This window comes from Azospirillum thermophilum (genome assembly GCF_003130795.1).
Classification (GTDB): Bacteria; Pseudomonadota; Alphaproteobacteria; order Azospirillales; family Azospirillaceae; genus Azospirillum; species Azospirillum thermophilum.
In genome coordinates, this window is record NZ_CP029353.1 from 985,972 (window position 1) to 1,006,517 (window position 20,546).

At 70.0% G+C, this 20,546-nt stretch carries 16 protein-coding genes and 1 riboswitch; of the genes, 9 read left to right on the plus strand and 7 right to left on the minus strand.

Annotated features, from left to right (window positions below; genetic code table 11):
• Positions 1-25: 25 nt before the first annotated feature.
• Positions 26-898: a LysR substrate-binding domain-containing protein gene (locus tag DEW08_RS10760; RefSeq protein WP_109327011.1), complete on the minus strand. Its 873-nt coding sequence runs from the start codon at positions 896-898 to the stop codon at positions 26-28.
• A 124-nt stretch (positions 899-1,022) separates the two neighbouring features.
• On the opposite strand from DEW08_RS10760, the gene DEW08_RS10765 reads away from it, so the two are divergent.
• Positions 1,023-1,934 carry a DMT family transporter gene (locus DEW08_RS10765; RefSeq protein ID WP_181449444.1) on the plus strand — a complete coding sequence of 304 codons (912 nt, stop codon included), beginning with the start codon at positions 1,023-1,025 and terminating at the stop codon, positions 1,932-1,934.
• Positions 1,935-1,948: 14 nt separating this feature from the next.
• Here DEW08_RS10765 and hisS read toward each other — a convergent pair whose 3' ends face one another.
• Complete coding sequence (hisS, locus tag DEW08_RS10770) at positions 1,949-3,298, minus strand: histidine--tRNA ligase (protein ID WP_109327012.1); 1,350 nt, start codon at positions 3,296-3,298, stop codon at positions 1,949-1,951.
• Between the two features lie 191 nt (positions 3,299-3,489).
• Between hisS and DEW08_RS31140 the strand changes: the two genes are divergently transcribed.
• Positions 3,490-4,047, plus strand: coding sequence for a hypothetical protein (locus DEW08_RS31140; RefSeq protein ID WP_168220341.1), 558 nt, complete (start codon positions 3,490-3,492; stop codon positions 4,045-4,047).
• Positions 4,048-4,204: 157 nt separating this feature from the next.
• The gene (gene pyrC, locus DEW08_RS10780) at positions 4,205-5,263 is read left to right on the plus strand and encodes a dihydroorotase (protein WP_109327014.1); all 1,059 of its coding nucleotides are present in this window, start codon (positions 4,205-4,207) and stop codon (positions 5,261-5,263) included.
• A 19-nt stretch (positions 5,264-5,282) separates the two neighbouring features.
• On the opposite strand, the gene DEW08_RS10785 is transcribed toward pyrC, so the two are convergent.
• Positions 5,283-6,281, minus strand: coding sequence for an alpha/beta hydrolase (locus DEW08_RS10785; protein ID WP_211107204.1), 999 nt, complete (start codon positions 6,279-6,281; stop codon positions 5,283-5,285).
• Positions 6,282-6,634: 353 nt separating this feature from the next.
• Between DEW08_RS10785 and DEW08_RS10790 the strand changes: the two genes are divergently transcribed.
• Positions 6,635-7,441 carry a class I SAM-dependent methyltransferase gene (locus tag DEW08_RS10790; RefSeq protein ID WP_109329733.1) on the plus strand — a complete coding sequence of 269 codons (807 nt, stop codon included), beginning with the start codon at positions 6,635-6,637 and terminating at the stop codon, positions 7,439-7,441.
• Between the two features lie 36 nt (positions 7,442-7,477).
• Here DEW08_RS10790 and xseA read toward each other — a convergent pair whose 3' ends face one another.
• Positions 7,478-9,127 carry an exodeoxyribonuclease VII large subunit gene (xseA, locus tag DEW08_RS10795; RefSeq protein ID WP_109329735.1) on the minus strand — a complete coding sequence of 550 codons (1,650 nt, stop codon included), beginning with the start codon at positions 9,125-9,127 and terminating at the stop codon, positions 7,478-7,480.
• Positions 9,128-9,184: 57 nt separating this feature from the next.
• Here xseA and purD point away from each other — a divergent pair, with 57 nt between their 5' ends.
• Positions 9,185-10,474: a phosphoribosylamine--glycine ligase gene (purD, locus tag DEW08_RS10800; protein WP_109327015.1), complete on the plus strand. Its 1,290-nt coding sequence runs from the start codon at positions 9,185-9,187 to the stop codon at positions 10,472-10,474.
• A gap of 58 nt (positions 10,475-10,532) precedes the next feature.
• On the opposite strand, the gene DEW08_RS10805 is transcribed toward purD, so the two are convergent.
• Together DEW08_RS10805 and DEW08_RS10810 are read right to left on the minus strand one after the other, a co-directional pair.
• Positions 10,533-12,845, minus strand: coding sequence for a pentapeptide repeat-containing protein (locus DEW08_RS10805; protein WP_109327016.1), 2,313 nt, complete (start codon positions 12,843-12,845; stop codon positions 10,533-10,535).
• A 306-nt stretch (positions 12,846-13,151) separates the two neighbouring features.
• Positions 13,152-13,610, minus strand: coding sequence for a nucleoside deaminase (locus DEW08_RS10810; protein ID WP_109329737.1), 459 nt, complete (start codon positions 13,608-13,610; stop codon positions 13,152-13,154).
• 384 nt (positions 13,611-13,994) lie between these two features.
• Here DEW08_RS10810 and DEW08_RS10815 point away from each other — a divergent pair, with 384 nt between their 5' ends.
• The 4 genes from DEW08_RS10815 to ribB all read left to right on the plus strand — a co-directional run bounded on the left by DEW08_RS10815 (position 13,995) and on the right by ribB (position 18,587).
• On the plus strand, positions 13,995-15,296 hold the full coding sequence (locus DEW08_RS10815; protein ID WP_109327017.1) for a pseudouridine synthase: 1,302 nt from the start codon (positions 13,995-13,997) through the stop codon (positions 15,294-15,296).
• Entirely contained in the window at positions 15,277-15,834 is a 558-nt protein-coding gene (gene rsmD, locus DEW08_RS10820; RefSeq protein ID WP_245986570.1) for a 16S rRNA (guanine(966)-N(2))-methyltransferase RsmD, read from the plus strand. Before DEW08_RS10815 ends, rsmD begins: the two co-directional genes overlap by 20 nt.
• A gap of 44 nt (positions 15,835-15,878) precedes the next feature.
• Entirely contained in the window at positions 15,879-17,540 is a 1,662-nt protein-coding gene (locus DEW08_RS10825) for an alpha-amylase family protein (protein ID WP_109327018.1), read from the plus strand.
• 71 nt (positions 17,541-17,611) lie between these two features.
• A riboswitch (FMN riboswitch) is annotated at positions 17,612-17,773 on the plus strand.
• Between the two features lie 145 nt (positions 17,774-17,918).
• Complete coding sequence (ribB, locus tag DEW08_RS10830) at positions 17,919-18,587, plus strand: 3,4-dihydroxy-2-butanone-4-phosphate synthase (RefSeq protein WP_146214682.1); 669 nt, start codon at positions 17,919-17,921, stop codon at positions 18,585-18,587.
• A 24-nt stretch (positions 18,588-18,611) separates the two neighbouring features.
• Here the strand turns inward: ribB and mutL are convergent, their stop codons facing one another.
• Positions 18,612-20,513 carry a DNA mismatch repair endonuclease MutL gene (gene mutL / locus DEW08_RS10835; RefSeq protein WP_109327020.1) on the minus strand — a complete coding sequence of 634 codons (1,902 nt, stop codon included), beginning with the start codon at positions 20,511-20,513 and terminating at the stop codon, positions 18,612-18,614.
• Positions 20,514-20,546: the final 33 nt, after the last annotated feature.

Consider the following 20,546-nt stretch of genomic DNA (forward strand, 5'->3'; position numbering starts at 1 on the left):
GCAGACCATCCCTTCGACGATGGCGTTACGCCATCTCTTCCGCCAGCGGCGGGGTCAGCGACTGGCACAGCATGTCGGCGACCAGCCGGACGCCGTCGCCCGCCCGATCGCCGGCCAGCAGGGCGAGCTCGGTGTCCGGCAGGCGCGGCAGCCCGTCCTGCGGTCCCAGCACCCGCGCCCCTGGCGGCACGGCGGAGCGGGCAAGCACGCTCACCCCCAGCCCGGCGGTCACCGCCGCCTGGATGCCGGACAGGTTCGGGCTGCAATAGGCCATCCGCCAGCGCCGCCCCGCCGCGTCCAGCTCGTGGACCGCCCGGTTGCGGTAGACGCAGCCCAGCGGGAACAGCACCAGCGGCAGCGGGTCCTCGCGGTGGACCGGCTCGTCCGCCGGCCCGGCCCAGCACAGCGGTTCTCGCCACACCGAGACCGCACCGGGCCGCCCCGGCTCCTGCTTCAGCAGGGCGAGGTCCAACTCCCCCGTCTCGAAGCCGGCGCGCAGCCGGACGCTGATGTCGCAGCGCACGTCCAGCCGGATCCGCCGGTTGCGCCGGGCGAATTCGGACAGCAGCCGGGGCAGCCGGTCGACCGCGTAATCCTCCGGCACGCCCAGCCGCACGGTCTCCACCGCATCCCGCTCGCCGGACAGCATGGACCGGGCCTCGTCGTTCAGCGTCAGCATCCGCCGGGCATAGGCCAGCAGCCGCTCCCCCTCGTCGGTCAGCGCCACCGAGCGGGTATCGCGCGACAGCAGCGCCACGCCGACCGACTCCTCCAGCCGGCGGATCTGCTGGCTGATGGTGGACTGGGTGCGGTGGATGCGCTCCCCCGCGCGGGTGAAGCCTCCGGCCTCCACCACCGACACGAAGGTGCGCAGCAACGTCAGGTCCAGCTCCGCCATGATCCGCTCCGGCCGTTATTCATCCATTCTCTGAATGAAATTCATCACACCATTTCGTTTCTCAATGACCACCCCCGTCGATAGCCTTTTCCCGGGAACGGGCGCTTCTGGATGGAGGACGGTCATGAGCACGATGTCGGAGTGTGTGCCGGCCCGGCGGGCGGAGGGCGCCCCCCTCGGCCTGCTGGTTCCTTTCTGCCTCGGCTGGAGTTCGGCCTTCGCCGTGGGGAAGATCGGGCTGGCGGATGCGCCGCCGCTGCTGTTCCTGGCGGTGCGCTTCCTTCTGGCCGGCGTGATCCTGACGGTTGCGGCCGGCGGGCTGGGCCATCTCCGGCGGCTCGACCGCCGCGGCTGGCTTCTGCTGGCCGGGCTGGGGGTGGTCAACACCGCGCTCTATCTCGGCCTCAGCTTCTCCGCGATGAAGTCCGCCTCGTCGGGCATGGTCGCCATCATCGTCAGCGCCGCCCCCGTCCTGACCGCCGTGGCCTCCGCCTTCTTCCTGGGGGAGACGCTGACCTTGCGCAAGGCCGCCGGGCTGGGGCTGGGGGTGCTGGGGGTCGGGCTGATCGTGCGCGGCCGGCTGGGCGGCGGCGTGGACGATCCGCTGGGGATCCTGCTGGCCCTGGGGTCCGTGGCGGCGCTCAGCGCCGGGGCGCTGCTCTACAAGCGCTTCGCGCCGGCGGCGGGGCTGGTGGTGAACGGCGGGGTGCAGACGCTGGCCGGCGGGCTGGCCCTGCTGCCGGTCGCCCTGCTGCTGGAGGACCCGGTCTCGGTCACCCCCACCGTCTCGCTGGCGCTGTCCATGGCCTACATGGTGCTGGCGGTGTCGATCGGCTCGCACCTGCTGTGGTTCGCGCTCCTCGCCCGCACCTCGGCGACGGTGGCCAGCGCCTATCACTTCCTGATGCCGCCGCTCGGGCTCGCCTTCGGCTGGCTCCTGCTGGGGGAGACGGTGCAGCCCTGGGACCTGATCGGCATCCTGCCGGTGGCGGCCGGCATCTGGCTGGTCACCCGCCCCGCCGGCGGGGCGGGGTGACCGCTTGCCGGCCGTCAGCCGAGCAGGGCGCGGGCGCGGGCCGGCAGGTCGGCCAGCGGCACCTCGACCTGCTCGCCGGTGGTCAGGTTCTTCAGCGTCGCCGTGCCGCGGGCCTTCTCGTCGCTGCCCATCAGCAGCACGACCGGGATGCCGGCACGGTCGGCATACTTCATCTGCTTGGCGATCTTGCCGCCGTCGAGCTGGATTTCGGTGTTGATCCCCGCCGCCCGCAGCTCGCTCGCCAGGCGGAAGTAATCGGCCGACAGCGCCGGGTCCATCTGCGTCACCAGCACCTGCGCGGTGGCGCCGCCGTCCTTGATCAGCCCGGCTTCCATGAGTTGGTAGAACAGCCGGGTGGCGCCGATCGAGATGCCGACGCCCGGCAGCTTCGACTTGGTGTAGTGGCTCGCCAGATTCTCGTAACGGCCGCCGGAGCAGACCGAGCCGATGCCGGGATGGTCGTTCAGGAAGGTCTCGTAGACTGTCCCGGTGTAATAGTCGAGGCCGCGGGCGATGGCGAGGTTGATGCGCACCGCCTCCTCCGGCACCTGGAAGGCGCGCAGTCCCTCGATCACCGTGGTCAGCTCGGCCAGGCCCTGGCGGAAGGTCCCGTTGTCGATGCCGAGGCCGTTCAGCGCCTCCAGCGTTTCGGCGTTGGAGCCGCGGCGTTCGATCAGCGACAGGATGGTGTCGGCGGCCCGTTCGGTGACGCCGAGCGTGCCGGTCAGGCTCTCGCGCACCTTGTCGACGCCGATCTTGTCCAGCTTGTCGATCTCGCGCAGCACCAGCACGCGCTTGTCGGCGTCGTCCACCCCCAGCCCGTCGAGCAGGCCGAGCAGGACCTTGCGGTTGTTCACGTTGATCGTGAAGCCGCCGACCTTCAGCTCGGTGAAGACATGGTGGATGACCGCCGGGATCTCCGCGTCGTACTGCGGCGACAGCGCGTCCTTGCCGATCACGTCGATATCGCACTGGTAGAACTCGCGGAACCGGCCGCGCTGCGCCCGCTCGCCGCGGTAGACCCGCTGGATCTGGTAGCGGCGGAAGGGGAAGGCGAGGTCGCGCTCATGCTCCGCCACATAGCGGGCGAGCGGCACCGTCAGGTCGAAGCGCAGCGCCAGCTCCGGCTTGTGGCCCTGCTGGATGGCGCCGGTCGACTGTACGAAATAGACCTGCTTCTCCGTCTCGCCGCCCGACTTGGTCAGCAGCGTCTCGACCGTCTCGAACACCGGCGTCTCGACCGGCACGAAGCCGAACCGCTCGTACCCGTGTCGGATGGTGTCCAGCATGCGCTGGAAGGCCACCTGCTGGCGCGGCAGCAGTTCCATCGTTCCGGGCGGGGTGCGGGGGGTGATCAGGCTCATCGGATCGGTCCGGGCTTGCGGTGGTCCCCGGCCGGCTGCCGGGGGAAAAGCGCGCTTTTTCTAGCGGCTTTCGCGCCGGGCGTCACGCCGGGAAAATTTTTCGGGACGGCCATGGAATGCTCCGTCGGGGCGCTGCGTTCATTCAGATGCGATCCGATGATGCGGGTCGCTCATCCAACAGGAGACAGTCCATGTCCGGTTTCGTGTGCGGGTCGCGTTTCCGTACCTCCATTTCGACCTTTGCGGTCGCGGCGATGCTCGCCGCCGCCCCCGCCCTGGCGGCCGGAAACGCCTCCACCGCATCCGGTGACAGCTCCACCCCGGTGACCAAGGCCGCCCCCGCCGCGCCGGCGGCCCAGGCGCCCGCCACCCAGGCGCCCGCTCCGCAGGCTTCCGGCTCCAGCGCTGCCGCGGCGGTGAGCACGGCGCCGAAGGCCCTGCCGACCCAGGTCGCCACCACGCCCAAGGCCGACCACCACAAGACCGAGGTGACCAAGACCCAGGCCGACGCCGTCGCCAAGGAGCTGGGGGCCAAGCCCTCGGACACGCTGGCGGTGCAGCTCGGCAAATATGCCGAACAGATGCATGCCGCCGCGGCGCTGAAGGACACCGCCCAGCGCGGCAAGGCGGTGACCGAGGCGCGCCGGCAGCTCTCCTCCATCGCCGGCAAGCCGGTCACGCCGGAGCAGGCCGCCAAGGTGGACGGCCTGCTGGGCCTGCCCGCCGCCCAGCCCGCGACCGTGCAGTAACGCCTTGCCTTGCGCCGCTCCCCCGCCGCCCGTGCCGGCCGGGCGGGGAGGGGGCGGCGCCTCTCCGGACGGGGCCGGTCAGTCCCGGCGTTGAAGCGGGGGCGGCATTGGGGATAGAACCAGCGCATCCGCCACAGCCGCCGCATCCGGAGCCGCCATGACCGCCCCCGACCGCCTCGTCCTCCGTCGCCCCGACGACTGGCACGTCCATCTGCGGGACGGCGCCATGCTGAAGGCGGTCCTGCCCTTCACCGCCCGCCAGTTCGGCCGCGCCATCGTCATGCCGAACCTGAAGCCTCCGGTCGCCGCCACGGCCGACGCGGTGGCCTACCGCGACCGCATCCTCGCAGCACTGCCGGACGGCACGTCCTTCACGCCGCTGATGACCGCCTACCTGACCGACGGCACCGATCCCGCGGATCTGGCGCGCGGTTTCGCCGAGGGGGTCTTCACCGCGGCCAAGCTCTATCCCGCCAACGCCACGACCAACAGCGCCCATGGCGTGACCGACATCGCCCGCATCGCCCCGGTGCTGGAGCGCATGGCGGAGATCGGCATGCCGCTGCTGATCCACGGCGAGGTGACGGACGGCGCGGTGGACATCTTCGACCGCGAGGCGGTCTTCATCGACACCATCCTCGGCCCGCTGCTGGAGCGCCACCCGACGCTCCGCGTGGTGTTCGAGCACGCGACGACCGCCGAGGCGGTGGCGTTCGTGAAGACGCACGCCGCCTCCGGCCGGATCGGCGCCACCATCACGGCGCATCACCTGCTGATCAACCGCAGCCACATCTTCCAGGGCGGCATCCGGCCGCACCTCTACTGCCTGCCGATCGCCAAGCGCGAGAAGCACCGCGTGGCGCTGGTGGAGGCCGCGACCTCGGGCGAGGGACCCTTCTTCCTCGGCACCGACACCGCCCCCCACACGGTCGCCGCCAAGGAGACCGCCTGCGGCTGCGCCGGCTGCTTCACCGCCGCCAACGCGCTGGAGCTCTATGCCGAGGCGTTCGAGGAGGCCGGCGCGCTCGACCGGCTGGAGGCCTTCGCCAGCCTGAACGGCCCCCGCTTCTACCGCCTGCCGGTCGCGGAGGAGCGCGTGGTGCTGGAGCGCCGCCCCTCCGTCACGCCCGACCTCGTCCTGGTCAGCGAGGGCGACGCCGTGCTGCCCTTCCGCAGCGGCGAGACCCTGCGCTGGAGCTTCGCCGGCCCGGCCTGACCGCCCTCTGCCCGTCCGCTCAGGGCAGCATCCTGATCGACTTCATCCAGGCCAGCAGCAGGTCCGGCCACTGCGCCGCCGGCAGCCCGACCGCGAAGCGCAGCGAGAAGCCGTGGCCGCCCTGGCGGAAGATGTGCATCTCCGCCGGCACCCCGGCGCGGCGCAGCGCGTCGTGGAAGAGCAGCGAGTTGGTGACCGGGACGTCCGGATCGTCGTTGGCGTGGAAAAGGAAGGCCTGCGGCGTCGCCGGCGTCACCCGCAGCTCGGTCGAATAGGCGGCGACGGTCTCCGGCGACGGGCTGTCGCCGATCAGCTCCTGCCGGGAGACGGCGTGCGTGAAGCGTTCGTCCATCGTGACGACCGGATATCCCAGGGCGAGGAAGTCCGGCCTGGCCGAAACCGCGTCCGCGGCGTCGACCGGCTCATAGACCTTGCGCTCGAAGCCCGTGGCGAGCTGGGAGGCGAGATGCCCGCCGGCCGAGAAGCCCAGCACGCCGATCCGCGCCGGGTCCAGCCCCCACTCCGCCGCGTTGGCGCGGATCAGGCGCAGCGCCCGCTGCGCGTCCATCAGCGGCGCGTCGGTCGCCTGCGCCTTGCCCGGCAGCCGGTAGACCAGCCGGAACATGGTGACGCCGGCGTCGGTGAATCGCGAGGCGATCTCGTCCGCCTCCTTGTCGATCACCACCCGCTGATAGGCGCCGCCGGGGGTGACCAGCAGCGCCGTGCCGTTCGGGTGGGCCGGCTTGTAGACGAGCAGCGACGGGGTGGTGATCGCCAGCACCGCGCGGTCCCTGACCGCCGGATCCTTGCTGCGTTCGAGGACCTGCTGCGGAGCCGGGAACTGCGCCGAGCCCGGCGGCCCCTTCGGCCACATGACGATCTCCTGCTGGTCGGCGAGCGGCGCCGCCGCGGCGGTGGACGACACGGCCGGCAGGGCGGCGAGGATCGCGGTGCCGCCGACGACCGCGACCGTCGCGGTCCGGCCGAACCGCCGGAAGAGCGCTTTCAGACACATCATCCCTGGTCACTCCCTTCGCGGTCCGTCCGGCCGCAAGGCCCGGCGGAGCCGCCTGGATTCACTCCGACATACCAAATCATATTAGTATATCAGAACAGGGGGCGCCGCCCGGCGCAAGGGGCGGTAGGCCGGCGATCACGGCGGCCGCGGTGCGTCACATCGACGCGAGCGGGGCGGGCGGGCAGATCCGGGCGGGGCAGCGGCGCCTGCCGTCATCCATCGCGCCATCATCCATCGTGATTTCGTCGGATGGCGCACCCAACGAGCAGGTCCGGACCCCCGAATCGCAGTCGCCATGCGTCCGTCGCAGGGAATAGGCTGGGTCCTTGCGTGCATGGCTCACGGTGAGCGTCATGACCGAAGCGGACAAAGCCTTCGCGGGATCGATCCCGGCCCTGTACGACCGCTACCTCGGCCCATTCCTGTTCGAGCCCTATGCCCTTGATCTGGCCGGGCGGCTGGCGGGCTTCGAGGGGCGCCTTCTCGAGACGGCGGCCGGAACGGGGGTCCTGACGCGTGCCCTGGCCCACGCCCTTCCGCCGGGCGTCGCCATCACCGCGACGGACCTCAACCAGCCGATGCTCGACCATGCCGCACAGCGTCTGGACGCACCACAGGTGGCATGGCGACAGGCCGACGCGCTGACTCTCCCTTTCGAGAGCGCCAGTTTCGATGCCGTCGTCTGCCAGTTCGGAGCGATGTTCTTCCCGGACAAGCCCGCCGGCTTCGCCGAAGCGCGCCGGGTGCTGCGTCCGGGCGGCCGGTTCCTGTTCAGCGTGTGGGGTCGCATCGAGGAGAACGAGATCCCGGCGGTCGTGCATGCGGCCGTCGCGGCGGCCTTCCCGCGGGACCCGCCCAGCTTCCTGGCCCGCACGCCCCATGGGTACAACGACAGGGAGCGGATCGACCGGGATCTCCGCGAGGCCGGTTTCACCCATGTGGAGATGGAAACGGTGGCGCTGCGCAGCCGGGCCGCCTCGCCCACCGATCCTGCCATGGGCTTCTGCAAGGGAACGCCGTTGCGTCACGAGATCGAGGCGAGGGACGCGACCCGTCTCGACGAGGTGACCGGCCTCGTGGCCCAGACCCTCGCGCGGCGCTTCGGGGATGGCCCGATCGACGGTGGCATCCAGGCGCACGTCATCGTCGCCACCACCTGAACGCCCTCGATTCCTCAACCGGCGCGCCGCACCCCGTCAGAACAGCGTGCCCTGCAGCGGCACCGGGCGAGGCTTCTTCGGCTCGGCCTTCTTCTCGGTCCTGTGCGGGCCCGGCTGGGCGGCGGGCGGCGGCGTGTCGGGCCTGGGCTCCCCGCCCTCCAGCACGGCGCCGGTGCGGCCGTCGGCGAAGACCAGCGTCACCGCCATGCCGGGCAGGGCGTCGGCGGCCCGGGTCAGCGGCCTGCGCTCGGCATCCTCCACCAGGGCGAAGCCGCGGGCCAGCACCCCCTTGTAGGAATAGCTCTCCAGCAGTTGCCCGGTGGCGGTCAGCTTCGCCGCCTGCGCCTCAAGCACCTTGCCGTAGCCGCGCGCCAGCCGCGGCGCCAGATCCTCCAGCCGCCGCGACCCTTCGCCCGCCTTGATCCGCACCGGGCCGAGCGACAGGCGCCCGGCCACCCGGTCATAGCGTCCGCGCGCCGTGGTCACCGCATGGCGCAGCGCCCCGTCCAGCGCGCGAGCCTCCGACGCCAGGCGCTGGCCGGCCTGCATCAGCTTCTCGCGCGGGTGGCGCAGCTTGGCGCCCAGCTCGGCGACGCGGGTGCGCCGTCGCTCGACCAGCCCGGCGGCGGCCATCGCCAGCCGCTCCGCCCGGTCGTCCAGCCGCTGGGCATGGGTCTCCAGCAGGGCGCGCGGATCGCCCAGCCCGCGGGCCAGCCCCTCGACCCGCTGGCGGCGGTCCTCCACGGCACGGCTGGCGCAGGCCAGCAGCCGGCGCTGGCAGTCGGCCACCTGCACCAGCAGCTCGCCGCGCACGGGAACCGCCATCTCCGCCGCCGCGGTCGGGGTGGGGGCGCGCAGGTCGGCGGCGAAGTCGATCAGCGTGGTGTCGGTCTCGTGTCCGACGGCGGAGATCAGCGGAATGACGCTGGCCGCCGCGGCGCGCACCACGCTCTCCTCGTTGAAGGCCATCAGGTCTTCCAGCGAGCCGCCGCCGCGCGCCACGATCAGCAGGTCGGGCCGCGGCACCGCCCCGCCGGGCGCGATGCGGTTGAAGCCCTCGATCGCCGCCGTCACCTGGGCCGCGGCGCTCTCGCCCTGGACGGCCACCGGCCACAGCAGCACGCGGCGCGGGAAGCGGTCGTTCAGCCGGTGCAGGATGTCGCGGATGACCGCCCCGGTGGGCGAGGTGATGACGCCGATCACGTCGGGCAGGAAGGGGATGCGCTTCTTGCGAGCGGGATCGAACAGCCCTTCGGCGGCCAGCCGCCGCTTGCGCTCCTCCAGCATCTTCAGCAGCGCGCCTTCGCCCGCCAGCTCCATCGACTCGATGACGAGCTGGTACTGCGAGCGGCCGGGATAGGTCGTCATCCGCCCGGTGACGATGACCTCCAGCCCCTCCTCGGGCCGCAAGGCCAGCTTCGCCACCGTGCCGCGCCAGCACACCGCCTCGATCACGGCGCTGTCGTCCTTCAGGCGCATGTAGCAGTGGCCGGAGCTGTGCTTCTTCGGCTGCGAGATCTCGCCGCGCACCCGGACGAAGCCGAACTCGTCCTCGATCGTCCGCTTCAGCCGCCGGGCGAGGTCGCCGACCGTGTATTCCGGCAGGTTGGATCCCGGCCGCGGCTCGGCCGCGATCAGCGGGGAGGAGGGCTGCGACGCGGAGGGGGCATCAAAATCTTGAGTCATGGTGCGGCCATGATACAAGGCGCCGTGTCGGCAACAAGCGCGGAAGGGGTCGCTGTCATGAAAGTCCTGGTCGTCGGTTCCGGTGGGCGCGAGCATGCCCTGTGCTGGGCCATCGCCAACTCCCCTCTGTGTGACACGCTCTACTGCGCCCCGGGCAACGCCGGCATCGCGGGCGTCGCCGAATGCGTCGCCATCGCTGCCGAGGATGTGGAGGCGCTGGTCGGCTTTGCCAGTGACAATGCGATCGACTTCGTCGTCGTCGGGCCGGAGGGGCCGCTGGTCCTCGGCCTCGTCGACCGTCTGACCGCCAAGGGCATCAAGGCCTTCGGCCCCAGCGCCGCGGCGGCGGAGCTGGAGGGCTCCAAGGGCTTCATGAAGGACATCCTGGCCAAGTACGGCGTGCCGACCGCCTTCTATGGCCGCTTCAAGGATCCCGCCGCCGCCAAGGACTATGTGCGCAAGCACGGCGCCCCCATCGTGGTGAAGGCCGACGGCCTCGCCGCCGGCAAGGGCGTCACCGTCGCCCGCACGCAGGAGGAGGCCTTCGCCGCCATCGACGACGCGCTGGTCGGCGGCCGGTTCGGCGCCGCCGGTGCCGAGGTGGTGGTCGAGGAGTTCCTCGACGGCGAGGAGGTCAGCTTCTTCGCGCTGTGCGACGGGCAGAACGCCCTGCCGCTGGCCTCCGCCCAGGACCACAAGGCGGTCGGCGACGGCGACACCGGCCCCAACACCGGCGGCATGGGCGCCTATTCCCCGGCCCCCGTCCTGACGCCGGCCCTGCAGGACCGCGTGATGCGCGAGATCATCCTGCCGACCGTCAAGGGCATGGCGGCGGAGGGCAAGCCCTTCAAGGGCGTGCTGTTCGCCGGCCTGATGATCGTCAGGGGTCCGGACGGCGAGCCGGTGCCCAAGACCCTGGAGTTCAACGTCCGCTTCGGCGACCCGGAATGCCAGACGCTGATGATGCGCCTGAAGTCCGACGCACTGGCGGCCCTGGTCGCCGCCGCCGACGGCGTGCTCGACAGCATCGACCTGCGCTGGCACGACCAGACGGCGCTGTGCGTCGTGATGGCCGCCAACGGCTATCCCGGCGACTATGTGAAGAACACGGAGATTCGCGGCCTCGACGCCGCCGGGGCGGTGGACGGCGTCACCGTCTTCCATGCCGGCACGAAGCGCGCGGAGGATGGCCGGGTGCTCTCCACCGGCGGCCGCGTGCTCGGCGTGACGGCGCTGGCTCCGACGGTGGCCGAGGCGCAGGCGCGGGCCTACCGCGCGGTGGACGCGCTCGACTGGCCGGACGGCTTCTGCCGCCGCGACATCGGCTGGCGGGCGGTGGGGCGGTAAGGGCGCCCCGCTTCGCTTTCCACAGGATGGCGCCTGAGGCCCGCCTCGCTTCAGCCGACTATCTGTTTGCCAAAGCATCAAGGAAGTCGCGGTCGGAATCGCTCAGCCCGGCGGCCGCAGGGCATCCTTTGGAATCCGCAATGCCGGCGGCCAATGGCCATGCCGTCAGGCCGCTCTCCGCGTCTGCTTGGTAATCGGATCGGACCAAGCGCAGGATTGTCGCTTTTAGAACGTAATCCCCGTCTTCGACGTTGCAGGCCAAGTCGGTCATATACACGCTGCGACCAGTGGGCGTCATTGCTTTAGATGCAATCTGTAAGTAATCGTGAAAACTAATTCCGCCAAATGAGTCATTAGCTTGTTTCATGAATTCCAAGATCCTGTATGATCTTAGGTAAAAATCGTGTGATGGATTCCTTTCTGGCGTGAGGATTTTTTTGTCCGGTGTCTGATCGATCCATTGTATTATCTGGTATCCTAGATCTTCTTCCATCCATTCGTTTTGTAATTCAGCCCCGTTGCGAAAGTGAACCGCGGTGATGTTTGCGCCGTGCGCTCGTGTTTTCCAGGTCGCGGCTCCGTCAAGACTTGCTCCCTGTAAATGAGATTCCGAGAAATCGGCGCCCTGAAGCTGAGAGCCTGAAAGATTGGCTCCTCTCAAGTCTGATCTGTACAAATAAGCTCCGTGGAGAACCGCTCTCGAAAGATTCGCCCCCATGAGGTTGGCCTTGAAAAAGTTTGCGCCTTCCAGGTGAGCACGTGATAAATCCGCCCCTGGCATTTGTGCAAAGCTGAAATCTGACAGTTGAAGGAACGCGTTAAAAATTTCTGCGCCTTGTAGTTTGGCATTGCTCAGATCTGACCCTTGCATCTGGGCATCGTAGATGCCAACCTTGCGAAGGCTGGCGTCTGAGAAGGTTGCTCCTTTTAGGTTGACCTGAACAAGGTTGCCGCCGTCGAGTGTGGCCGATGCTAAATTGGCGCCCTGTAACGTCGATTCGGTGATCTGGCATTTCTGAAGATTTGCATTAGCGATGTCCGCTTTGCTCAGGTCTGTTTCATAAATCTTAGATTTTTGAAGATTAACCCAATTCATATCTGCGCCGACCATTTGCGATCGATACACGATCACGCCATCCATATCCGCGGAGGACAGATTCGCATCATTCAGATTTGTTTCCCGAATCAATGCGCTTTGGAGTTGGGCGTCAGACAGGTCGGCTCCTTGAAGATTGGCGCCCCGAAACACCGCTCCTTTCAGGTTGGCACCTGACAACTGCGCTCTGCGCAGGCTTCGTCCGGAAAAGTCGCGGTGGCTGAGGTTCAACGGCAGCGGTCCGGGAACGATCGTGCCTGCGGTATCGCCACCGCCGGGTTGCGCCGCGACCATGTTTGTGTGGGGCGCGCGAGGCTTCAGCGTGCGGGGAAGCCCTGCCGTGGTCAGCCAATCCCCCAGCGTTGAACCCTCGATGACAACGCCGTCGGACAGAAATTCGCCTGGAGTGGTGGCAACCAGCAGGGAAACGGCGAGAATGGCCGACGCCACCATGGCGGCAAGACGACGGGAGGCCCAGTCGAGCCGACCTCCGTCCTTCCCCTTCGGCTGGGCAGCGCCACGCGGCACCAATCCGCCGAACAACCCGACCAGCATGGCGCGCAGCGCCCGCAACGTGTCCTCCCAGGTCAGTCCGGCTTCCCGCGCCGTTGCCGCCGACAGCGCCAAGCCGGCCATCAGGCAGAGGCGGTGCCACCAGGTAATGCCCTCGCTTTGGTAGGCGAGAAACCGGATCTGGAACGCGCCGTGCAGCAGCACCGGAGCCAGCACCAGCGTCACCGCGGCGGCCAACACGGTCAGCGCCTGCGGCAGCGGCGGAGTCGCCGGGCCGCTTCCGTCTCCGCAGCGCACCGCCTCGAACCGGGCCAGCAGGCGCGTGATGACGAAGCCGTCGACGCGGTGCCGCAGTGCCTCCAGCACCGCGCCGGGGTTGCCGGCGCTCTTGGCCGCCTCCCGTTCGGCAAAGGTGAGGTAATGGCGGATCGCGTCGGCGATCACCGCCACCTTGCGGACCATGTAGAGTTGGACCAGCCAGAACAGGGCCGGCGCGCCGATGAAGAATTTCACCAGCCCGACCTCCAGATCGAAGACCGGCAGCTTGATCGGCTTCTCCACCAGCAGGTCGTAGTCGGTGACCGCCGTGACGGTGAAGATCAGGTAGATCCACAGCAGCAGGTAGGTCAGCGACTGCGCCGCCGCCGCCTTGCTCAGGTCGTTTAACGCCGCTTCGAGCTTATCCAAGCCCGCGCTGTCCGCCGCCGGATGAGGCGGCGCCGGCTTGGGCGCGACATCGCTGGGCAGGTCGTACGGCGGCATGCTGGCGCTGAAAATTGCGTGAAGTCCATCATATGCAACCGGGCGCCGCGCGGCAATGGCCGGACGCGTTCTCCCTCAATTCTCTGCGCCCCCCCCTTGCACAGAAAGGTGGAAGCGCCGCTGCATCCATGATAGGAAAATAAGCACTGATTTGCCGCGCCGGAGGCCGACCGCATACCCGCTCCGCAACTCACCATGTCCGGCCCGGCGCGCCCGTGCAACATCAAGCAATCCCATGTTTCATGGTGTTGCACGGTGTTTCATCCGGGTGTCGCCGCAACCCGGAACACCGATGAACGGCCCGCATCAGCCGCGACGGCGGTCCTTGAAAAACTCCCGCAACATCGCCCCCGCCCGCGTTTCCGCGAAGCCGCTGTAGACGTCCGGTGCATGGTGGCAGGTGGGTTGGCCGAAGAAGCGCGGGCCGTGGTCCACGGCGCCGCCCTTGGGGTCGTAGGCGCCGTAATAGACCCGCCGCAGCCGGGCGAAGCTGATGGCGGCGGCGCACAGCGCGCAGGGCTCCAGCGTCACATAGAGGTCGCAGCCGGGCAGCCGCGGCTCGCCGCGTGCGGCGCAGGCCTGGCGGATCGCCAGCACCTCGGCATGGGCGGTCGGGTCGTTCAGCTCCTCGGTCCGGTTGCCGGCGCGGCCCAGCACGGCGCCGGTCGCCGGATCGACCACCACGGCGCCGACCGGCACCTCGCCGCGGGCGGCGGCGGCCTCGGCTTCCGCGAAGGCGATGTCCATGGGGGAGGGGATGCGCATGCGCCGCAGCCTGCCCAGCGCCGGCACCCGCCGTCAAGGCCGCACTCCCGGTCCGCTGCCGGCGGGCGAATGGACGGTGTTCTTGCTCCGTTTCCCTCTCTCCGCTATCCTCGTGCCATCAACGCCCGGTCCCTGCCCACACCCAAGCCTCGCTGCCGGCGTCGTGCAGGCGATGCACAATGACGGTACACCTATGATCCGCGGTAACCGCTTGATCCGGAACGGAAAAGCGGCGCCCTGGACCGTTGTGCGCCGAAAGTGTCCTGCACAGCGCGCCCAATCCGCACCGTCCGGCCCGCCGGAAAGGGCGGTGTGCCGCAGAATCCCGCGGCCCGCCGCAGAGTCGCGGTTGCGGGCGGACGGTGCAGGCCGTATGGTCCGCCAATGACTGCCCGAAAGACCGACACCTCTCCCGCCGCCGACCATGACGGTGGCGAACGTATTGCCAAGCGGCTGGCGCGCGCCGGCCTCTGCTCGCGCCGCGATGCCGAGCGCTGGATCGCCGAGGGCCGCGTCGCGGTCAACGGCCAGACGCTGGCCAGCCCCGCCTGCGTCGTCCGTCCCGGCGACCTCGTGCAGGTGGACGGCAAGCTGGTGCCGGAGCCGGAGCCGGCCCGCCTGTGGCGCTACCACAAGCCTTCGGGGCTCGTGACGACGGCGCGCGACGAGAAGGGCCGGGCGACGGTGTTCGACCGGCTGCCGCCGGAGCTGCCGCGCGTGGTGTCGGTCGGCCGGCTCGACCTGACGACCGAGGGGCTGCTGCTGCTCACCAACGACGGCGAGCTGGCGCGCTTCCTGGAGCTGCCGACCACCGGCTGGACCCGCCGCTACCGCGTGCGCGTCTTCGGCGAGGTGGACGAGGTGCGGCTGGCCGCGCTGCAGAAGGGCATCACCATCGAGGGCGTGAAGTACGGCCCGATCGAGGCGGTGCTCGACCGCATCCAGGGCCGCAACGCCTGGCTGACCGTCAGCCTGAAGGAAGGCAAGAACCGCGAGATCCGCAAGGTGATGGAGACGCTGGGCCTGCAGGTCAACCGGCTGATCCGCGTCGCCTACGGTCCCTTCCAGCTCGGCAAGCTGGAGGAAGGGGCGGTGGAGGAGGTTCCGCGCCGCGTCGTGAAGGAGCAGGTCTCCCGCTTCTTCACCGGCGAGGAGGCCGAGGAGGAGGCGACCCCGACCCAGCAGCGCGCCCGCGCCCGCGCGGCGGAGCCCGCCCGGACCGCCCGGCCGGAGCCGGTGAAGGTCGCCCCGGCGGCTCCCGAACCGGCCGGCAAGGCCGCCCGCCCGCCGCGCTCGGCCGCCAAGCGGCATGAGCTGCAGGAGCGCCGCGAGGCCGGCGACGACAAGCGCCGTGGCCCCGCTGCCCGCAAGACCGACCGGCCGGCCACCAAGCCCGCTTCCGCCAAGGCGGCCGAGGGCAGGCCGTTCCAGGGCAAGCCGGTGCACTCCAGGCCGGCCCCGGCTGGCAAGGCGCCTCCGGCCAAGCCGACCCAGGCCAAGGCGGATCAGGCCAGGATGACCGACTCCCGGCCCGCCCGCGCCAAGGCGGGACCGGACCGGAGCGGCCCGGACAAGAGCGGCCCGCGGGGGCCGAAGCCGCGCGGCGCCGGACCGAACCGGCCGGCGGGTGGCGGCGCTGCGGGCGGTGCGCGGACGGAGCGGCCCCGTGCGGATCGTCGGCGGTAGGCATCGCGGCCGGCGGCTGGTGGCGCCGGAGGGGCGGGACACCCGCCCGACCACCGACCGCACGCGCGAGGCCCTGTTCAACATCCTGTCTCATGCCGCCTGGGCGCCCGACCTCGACGGGGCGGTGGTGCTCGACGGCTTCTGCGGCACCGGCGCGCTGGGGCTGGAGGCGCTGTCGCGGGGGGCCGTCCATTGCAGCTTCCTCGACCTCGGCCGCGCGGCGCTGGAGGCGGTGCGCGCCAACGTCGCGACCCTGGGGGAGGAGGCGAACGCCACCATCCTGCGGGCCGACGTGACGAAGCCGCCGGCACCGCGGCAGCCGTGCGATCTCGTCTTCCTCGACCCGCCCTACGGCAAGGATCTGGCGCCCCGTGCGCTGGAGGCGCTGGCGCGCTCCGGCTGGCTCGCTCCCGGGGCGCTCGCCGTGGTCGAGGTGGCGGAAGGCGATCCGCTTCCCCTGCCGGCCGGCTTCTCGGCGGTGGACGAGCGGCGCTACGGCGACACCCGCGTCGCCTTCCTGACCTTCGCCCGCGACTGACGGCCGGCGCCCCTGTTGTCCGCCCTGAACAAGGAGGGGCGGATATGATCAAGGACCTCTGGTACAAGAACGCGGTCATCTACAACCTGTCGCTGGCGACCTACATGGATTCCGACGGCGACGGGATCGGCGATTTCCAGGGGCTGCAGCGGCGGCTCGACTATCTGCAGGGACTGGGCGTCACCTGCCTGTGGCTGGGGCCGTTCCAGCCCTCGCCGATGAAGGACGACGGCTACGACATCAGCGACTACTACAATGTCGATCCGCGCTACGGCACGTTGGGCGACTTCGTGGAGTTCACCCACGGCTGCAAGCAGCGCGGCATCCGGGTCATCATCGATCTGGTGATCAACCACACCTCGAACGAGCATCCCTGGTTCCAGTCGGCCCGGAAGGGTCCCGACTCCAAGTATCGCGACTGGTATGTCTGGTCGGACCGCAAGCCGGAGAACGCCGACCAGGGCATGGTCTTCCCCGGGGTCCAGAAATCGACCTGGACCTATGACCGGCAGGCGCGGGGCTGGTACTTCCACCGCTTCTACGACTTCCAGCCCGACCTCAACACCGCCAATCCGGAGGTGCAGGCCGAACTGCTGAAGATCATGGGCTTCTGGATCGAGCTCGGCGTGTCGGGCTTCCGGATGGACGCCGTGCCCTTCATCATCGCCACCAAGGGACCGGACGTCACCAGGCCGGAGGAGCAGTTCGACATGCTGCGGACCTTCCGGGAGTTCGTGCAGTGGCGCCAGGGCGACGCGATGCTGCTGGCCGAGGCCAACGTGCTGCCGGAGGACGACATGGAGTATTTCGGCCGCGACGGCGACCGCATGCACATGATGTTCAACTTCCAGGTCAACCAGCACCTGTTCTACGCGATGGCGGCCGCCGATGCCGGACCGCTCGTCAAGGCGCTGGAGGCGACCAAGCCGCGCCCGGCCTCCGCCCAGTGGGGCTGCTTCCTGCGCAACCATGACGAACTCGACCTCGGCCGGCTGACCGACGCGCAGCGGGCGACGGTCTTCGCCGCCTTCGGGCCGGAGCCGGGCATGCAGCTCTACGACCGCGGCATCCGCCGCCGGCTGGCGCCCATGCTGAACGGCGATCAGCGCCGGCTGGAGCTGGCCTACAGCCTGATGTTCACCCTGCCGGGAACCCCGGTGATCCGCTATGGCGACGAGATCGGCATGGGCGACGACCTCTCGCTGCCGGAGCGCAACTGCGCCCGCACGCCGATGCAGTGGTCGGACGAGCCGCAGGGCGGCTTCACCAAATCCGATACGCCGGTCCTGCCGGTCATCAGCGGCGGCGCCTTCGGCTATCAGCGCATCAACGCCGCCCACCAGCGCCGCGACCCGTCCTCCCTCCTGAACTGGACCGAGCGCATCATCCGCATGCGCAAGGAGTGTCCGGAGATCGGCTGGGGCGACTTCCGGATCCTCGACACCAACCGGCCGGAGGTTCTGGCGATGCGGTACGACTGGCGGAACAACTCCGTCGTCGTCATCCATAACCTGTCGGATCGGCCGCAGGATCTCTCGCTCGTCGTCCATGGCGAGGGCAAGTCGCCCCGCCTCGTCAACCTGCTGAGCGAGGACCACAGCGACCCGGACGAGGACGGGCGCCACGATCTGGTGCTGGAGGCCTACGGCTACCGCTGGTTCCGCTTCGGCGGCCTCGACTATCTGCTCCGCCGCAGCGAAGGATAACCGGATCTTGACAGGACGGCCCTGCCGGACGCAGCCTTGACGCGCCGTCCCGTCGGGGCGGCACAACAGATGCTTGTTCTCAGGGCAGGGTGGAAATCCCGACCGGCGGTATCTCCTCGGCGACGAGGGGGAGCCCGCGAGCGCCCGCCGATCCCTTCCGGGGCCGGCGGGGTCAAGCAGACCCGGTGAGAGGCCGGGGCCGACGGTTACAGTCCGGATGGAAGAGGACGAGCCGACGACGACCGCATCCCGCAACACGCTTGCGGGCATCGTGGCCGTACGTCTGCACCGGCGGTGCCGGGGACCATGGTTCCCGGTGCCGGCGTACGTCTCCTGACGCCCTGATTAAGGCTCGCCCCTTGTTTTGGAGTGAGAACCGTGAATCAGATCCATAGCAACAGCAACACCGGCCTTCTTTCCCGCTTCGGCACGCCGGAGCGGCGCGTGGCCCTGGCCGTGGAAGCCATCCGCGAGGGCCGCGGGGTCATCGTCGTCGACGACGAGGACCGCGAGAACGAAGGCGACATCATCTTCGCCGCCGAGACCCTGACCGTAGAGCAGATGGCCCTGCTGATCCGGGACTGTTCGGGCATCGTCTGCCTGATCCTGCCGGATGAGCATCTCCGCCGGCTCGACCTGCCGCCGATGGTCGGCGTCAACACCGCCCGCCACGGCACGGCCTTCACCGTCTCGATCGAGGCGAAGCGCGGCGTGACCACCGGCGTCTCGGCGGCCGACCGGGTGACCACCGTCCGCACCGCCATCGCCGACGACTGCGGGCCGGACGATCTCGCCCGGCCGGGCCACGTCTTCCCCCTGCGCGCCCACCCCGGTGGACTCGACGCCCGCCGCGGCCATACCGAGGCGACGCTGGAGCTGATGCAACTGGCCGGGCGCAAGCCGGCCGGCGTGCTGTGCGAGGTGATGAACCCCGACGGCACCATGGCCCGCCTGCCGGAGCTGGTCGCCTATGCCGAGGCCAATGCCATGGTGGTGGTCAGCATAGAGGATCTGGTACAGGCCCGCCGGCTGAGCGCGGTGGCGTAGCGGGAGGAGTGTTCGGGCGGCAGCCTACCGCCGCCCGAACAGCCGTTCGATGTCCGCGAGCTTCAGTTCCACATAGGTCGGGCGGCCGTGGTTGCATTGGCCGCTGTGGGGCGTGGCCTCCATCTGGCGGAGAAGCGCGTTCATCTCCTCCACACCGAGCGCCCGGCCGGCCCGGACGGAGCCGTGGCAGGCCATGGTGCCGCAGACATGCTCCAGCTTCTCCTTCAGCGACAGCGCGTCGCCCAGCTCGGCCAGCTCCTCCGCCAGGTCGCGGACCAGGGCCTTGACGTCCGACTGGCCGAGCAGGGCGGGAACCTCGCGAACCAGGATGCAGCCAGGGCCGAATCCCTCCACCACAAGCCCCAGCTCCGCCAGTTCGGCGGCGCGGGTCAGCAGGCGGTTGGCGGATGGTTCGTCCAGCTCCACCAGCTCCGGGATCAGCAGGGCCTGCCGCTTGACCCCACCCTCCAGCAGGGCGGCCTTCATCCGCTCATAGACCAGCCGCTCGTGGGCGGCGTGCTGATCGACGATGACGATGCCTTCCGCGGTCTGCGCCACGATGTAGGTGTTGTGGAGCTGCGCCCGCGCGGCACCCAGCGGGTGATCCTCCAGCGGCGGGCTCGCCGCCGGCTGCGGCGCATAGTCGGCCGGGCGGGCGGCGGGCGGCGGCGAGAAGCCGTGCAGCCGGCCCTGCAGCGGGGGCAGTGGGGACTGGAACGGCGCCTGGAAGGCATTCGACCGCTCCGCCAGTCCACGCGGCACAGAGGAGGACGGATAGCCGCCTGTACCGCCCCAGGACGATCCGCCACTCCCTCCGCCGCCGCGACCGTAGGGCAGGGGCGAGGGAGGGATGCCCATGCCATCCTCCGCCGGCTCCGGCCGCAGCGCGCCGAGCGTCGCCAGTCCCACCGTGGTGGAGGCGCGGTGCCCCGCCTCGGCCAGCGCATGCTTCAGCGATCCGACGATCAGGCCGCGGACGAGGCCCTGGTCGCGGAAGCGGACCTCGGCCTTGGCCGGATGCACATTGACGTCGACCTCCTGCGGATCGAGCTCCAGGAAGAGGGCGAGCATCGGGTGGCGGTCCCGCGGCAGGAAATCGGCATAGGCGGCGCGCACGGCGCCGACCATCAGCTTGTCCCGCACCGGCCGGCCGTTGACGAACAGGTGCTGGTGGCGGGAGGTCGGGCGGTGCAGCGTCGGCAACCCGATCCAGCCGGCCAGCGTCACCCCCTCGCGCGCCGCCTGGACCGGCACCGCGTTGTCCTGGAAGTCGCGGCCCATCAGGGCGCCGAGTCGGGCCAGCCGGGCGTCGAGCAGGTCGCCTTGCGCCGCCGACAGCCGGAGTCCCGACCGGCCGTCGTCCGACAGGGTGAAGGCGACGCCGGGATGGGCCATGGCGAGCCGCTCCAGGCAGTCGGCGATATGGTCGTATTCGGTGCGGGCGGCCTTCAGGAACTTCAGCCGGGCGGGCACGGCGGCGAACAGGTCGCGCACCTCGACCCGCGTCCCCTGGGCCAGGGCGGCCGGCTGCGGCGTTCCCTTGCGACCGGCATCGACGGTCAGGCTCCAGGCGCTGTCAGCCCCTTGCGGACGGCTGGTCAGGGTCAGGCGACTGACGGCGCCGATGGAGGGCAGGGCCTCTCCCCTGAAGCCCAGCGAGCGGATGTCCAGAAGATCGTCGCCCGGCAGCTTGGAGGTCGCGTGACGCTCCACGGCGAGGGCAAGCTCGTCCGGACCCATGCCGCAGCCGTCATCGGTGACGGTGATCAGCGACTTGCCGCCGTCGCGCACCACCACGTCGATGCGGGTGGCGCCGGCGTCGATGGCATTCTCCACCAGTTCCTTGACGGCGGCGGCGGGGCGTTCGACGACCTCGCCGGCGGCGATGCGGTTGACGAGCGTTTCGGGCAGCATGCGGATCGGCATGTCCCAAATATAGTGGTCGAACGGGAGGAATGC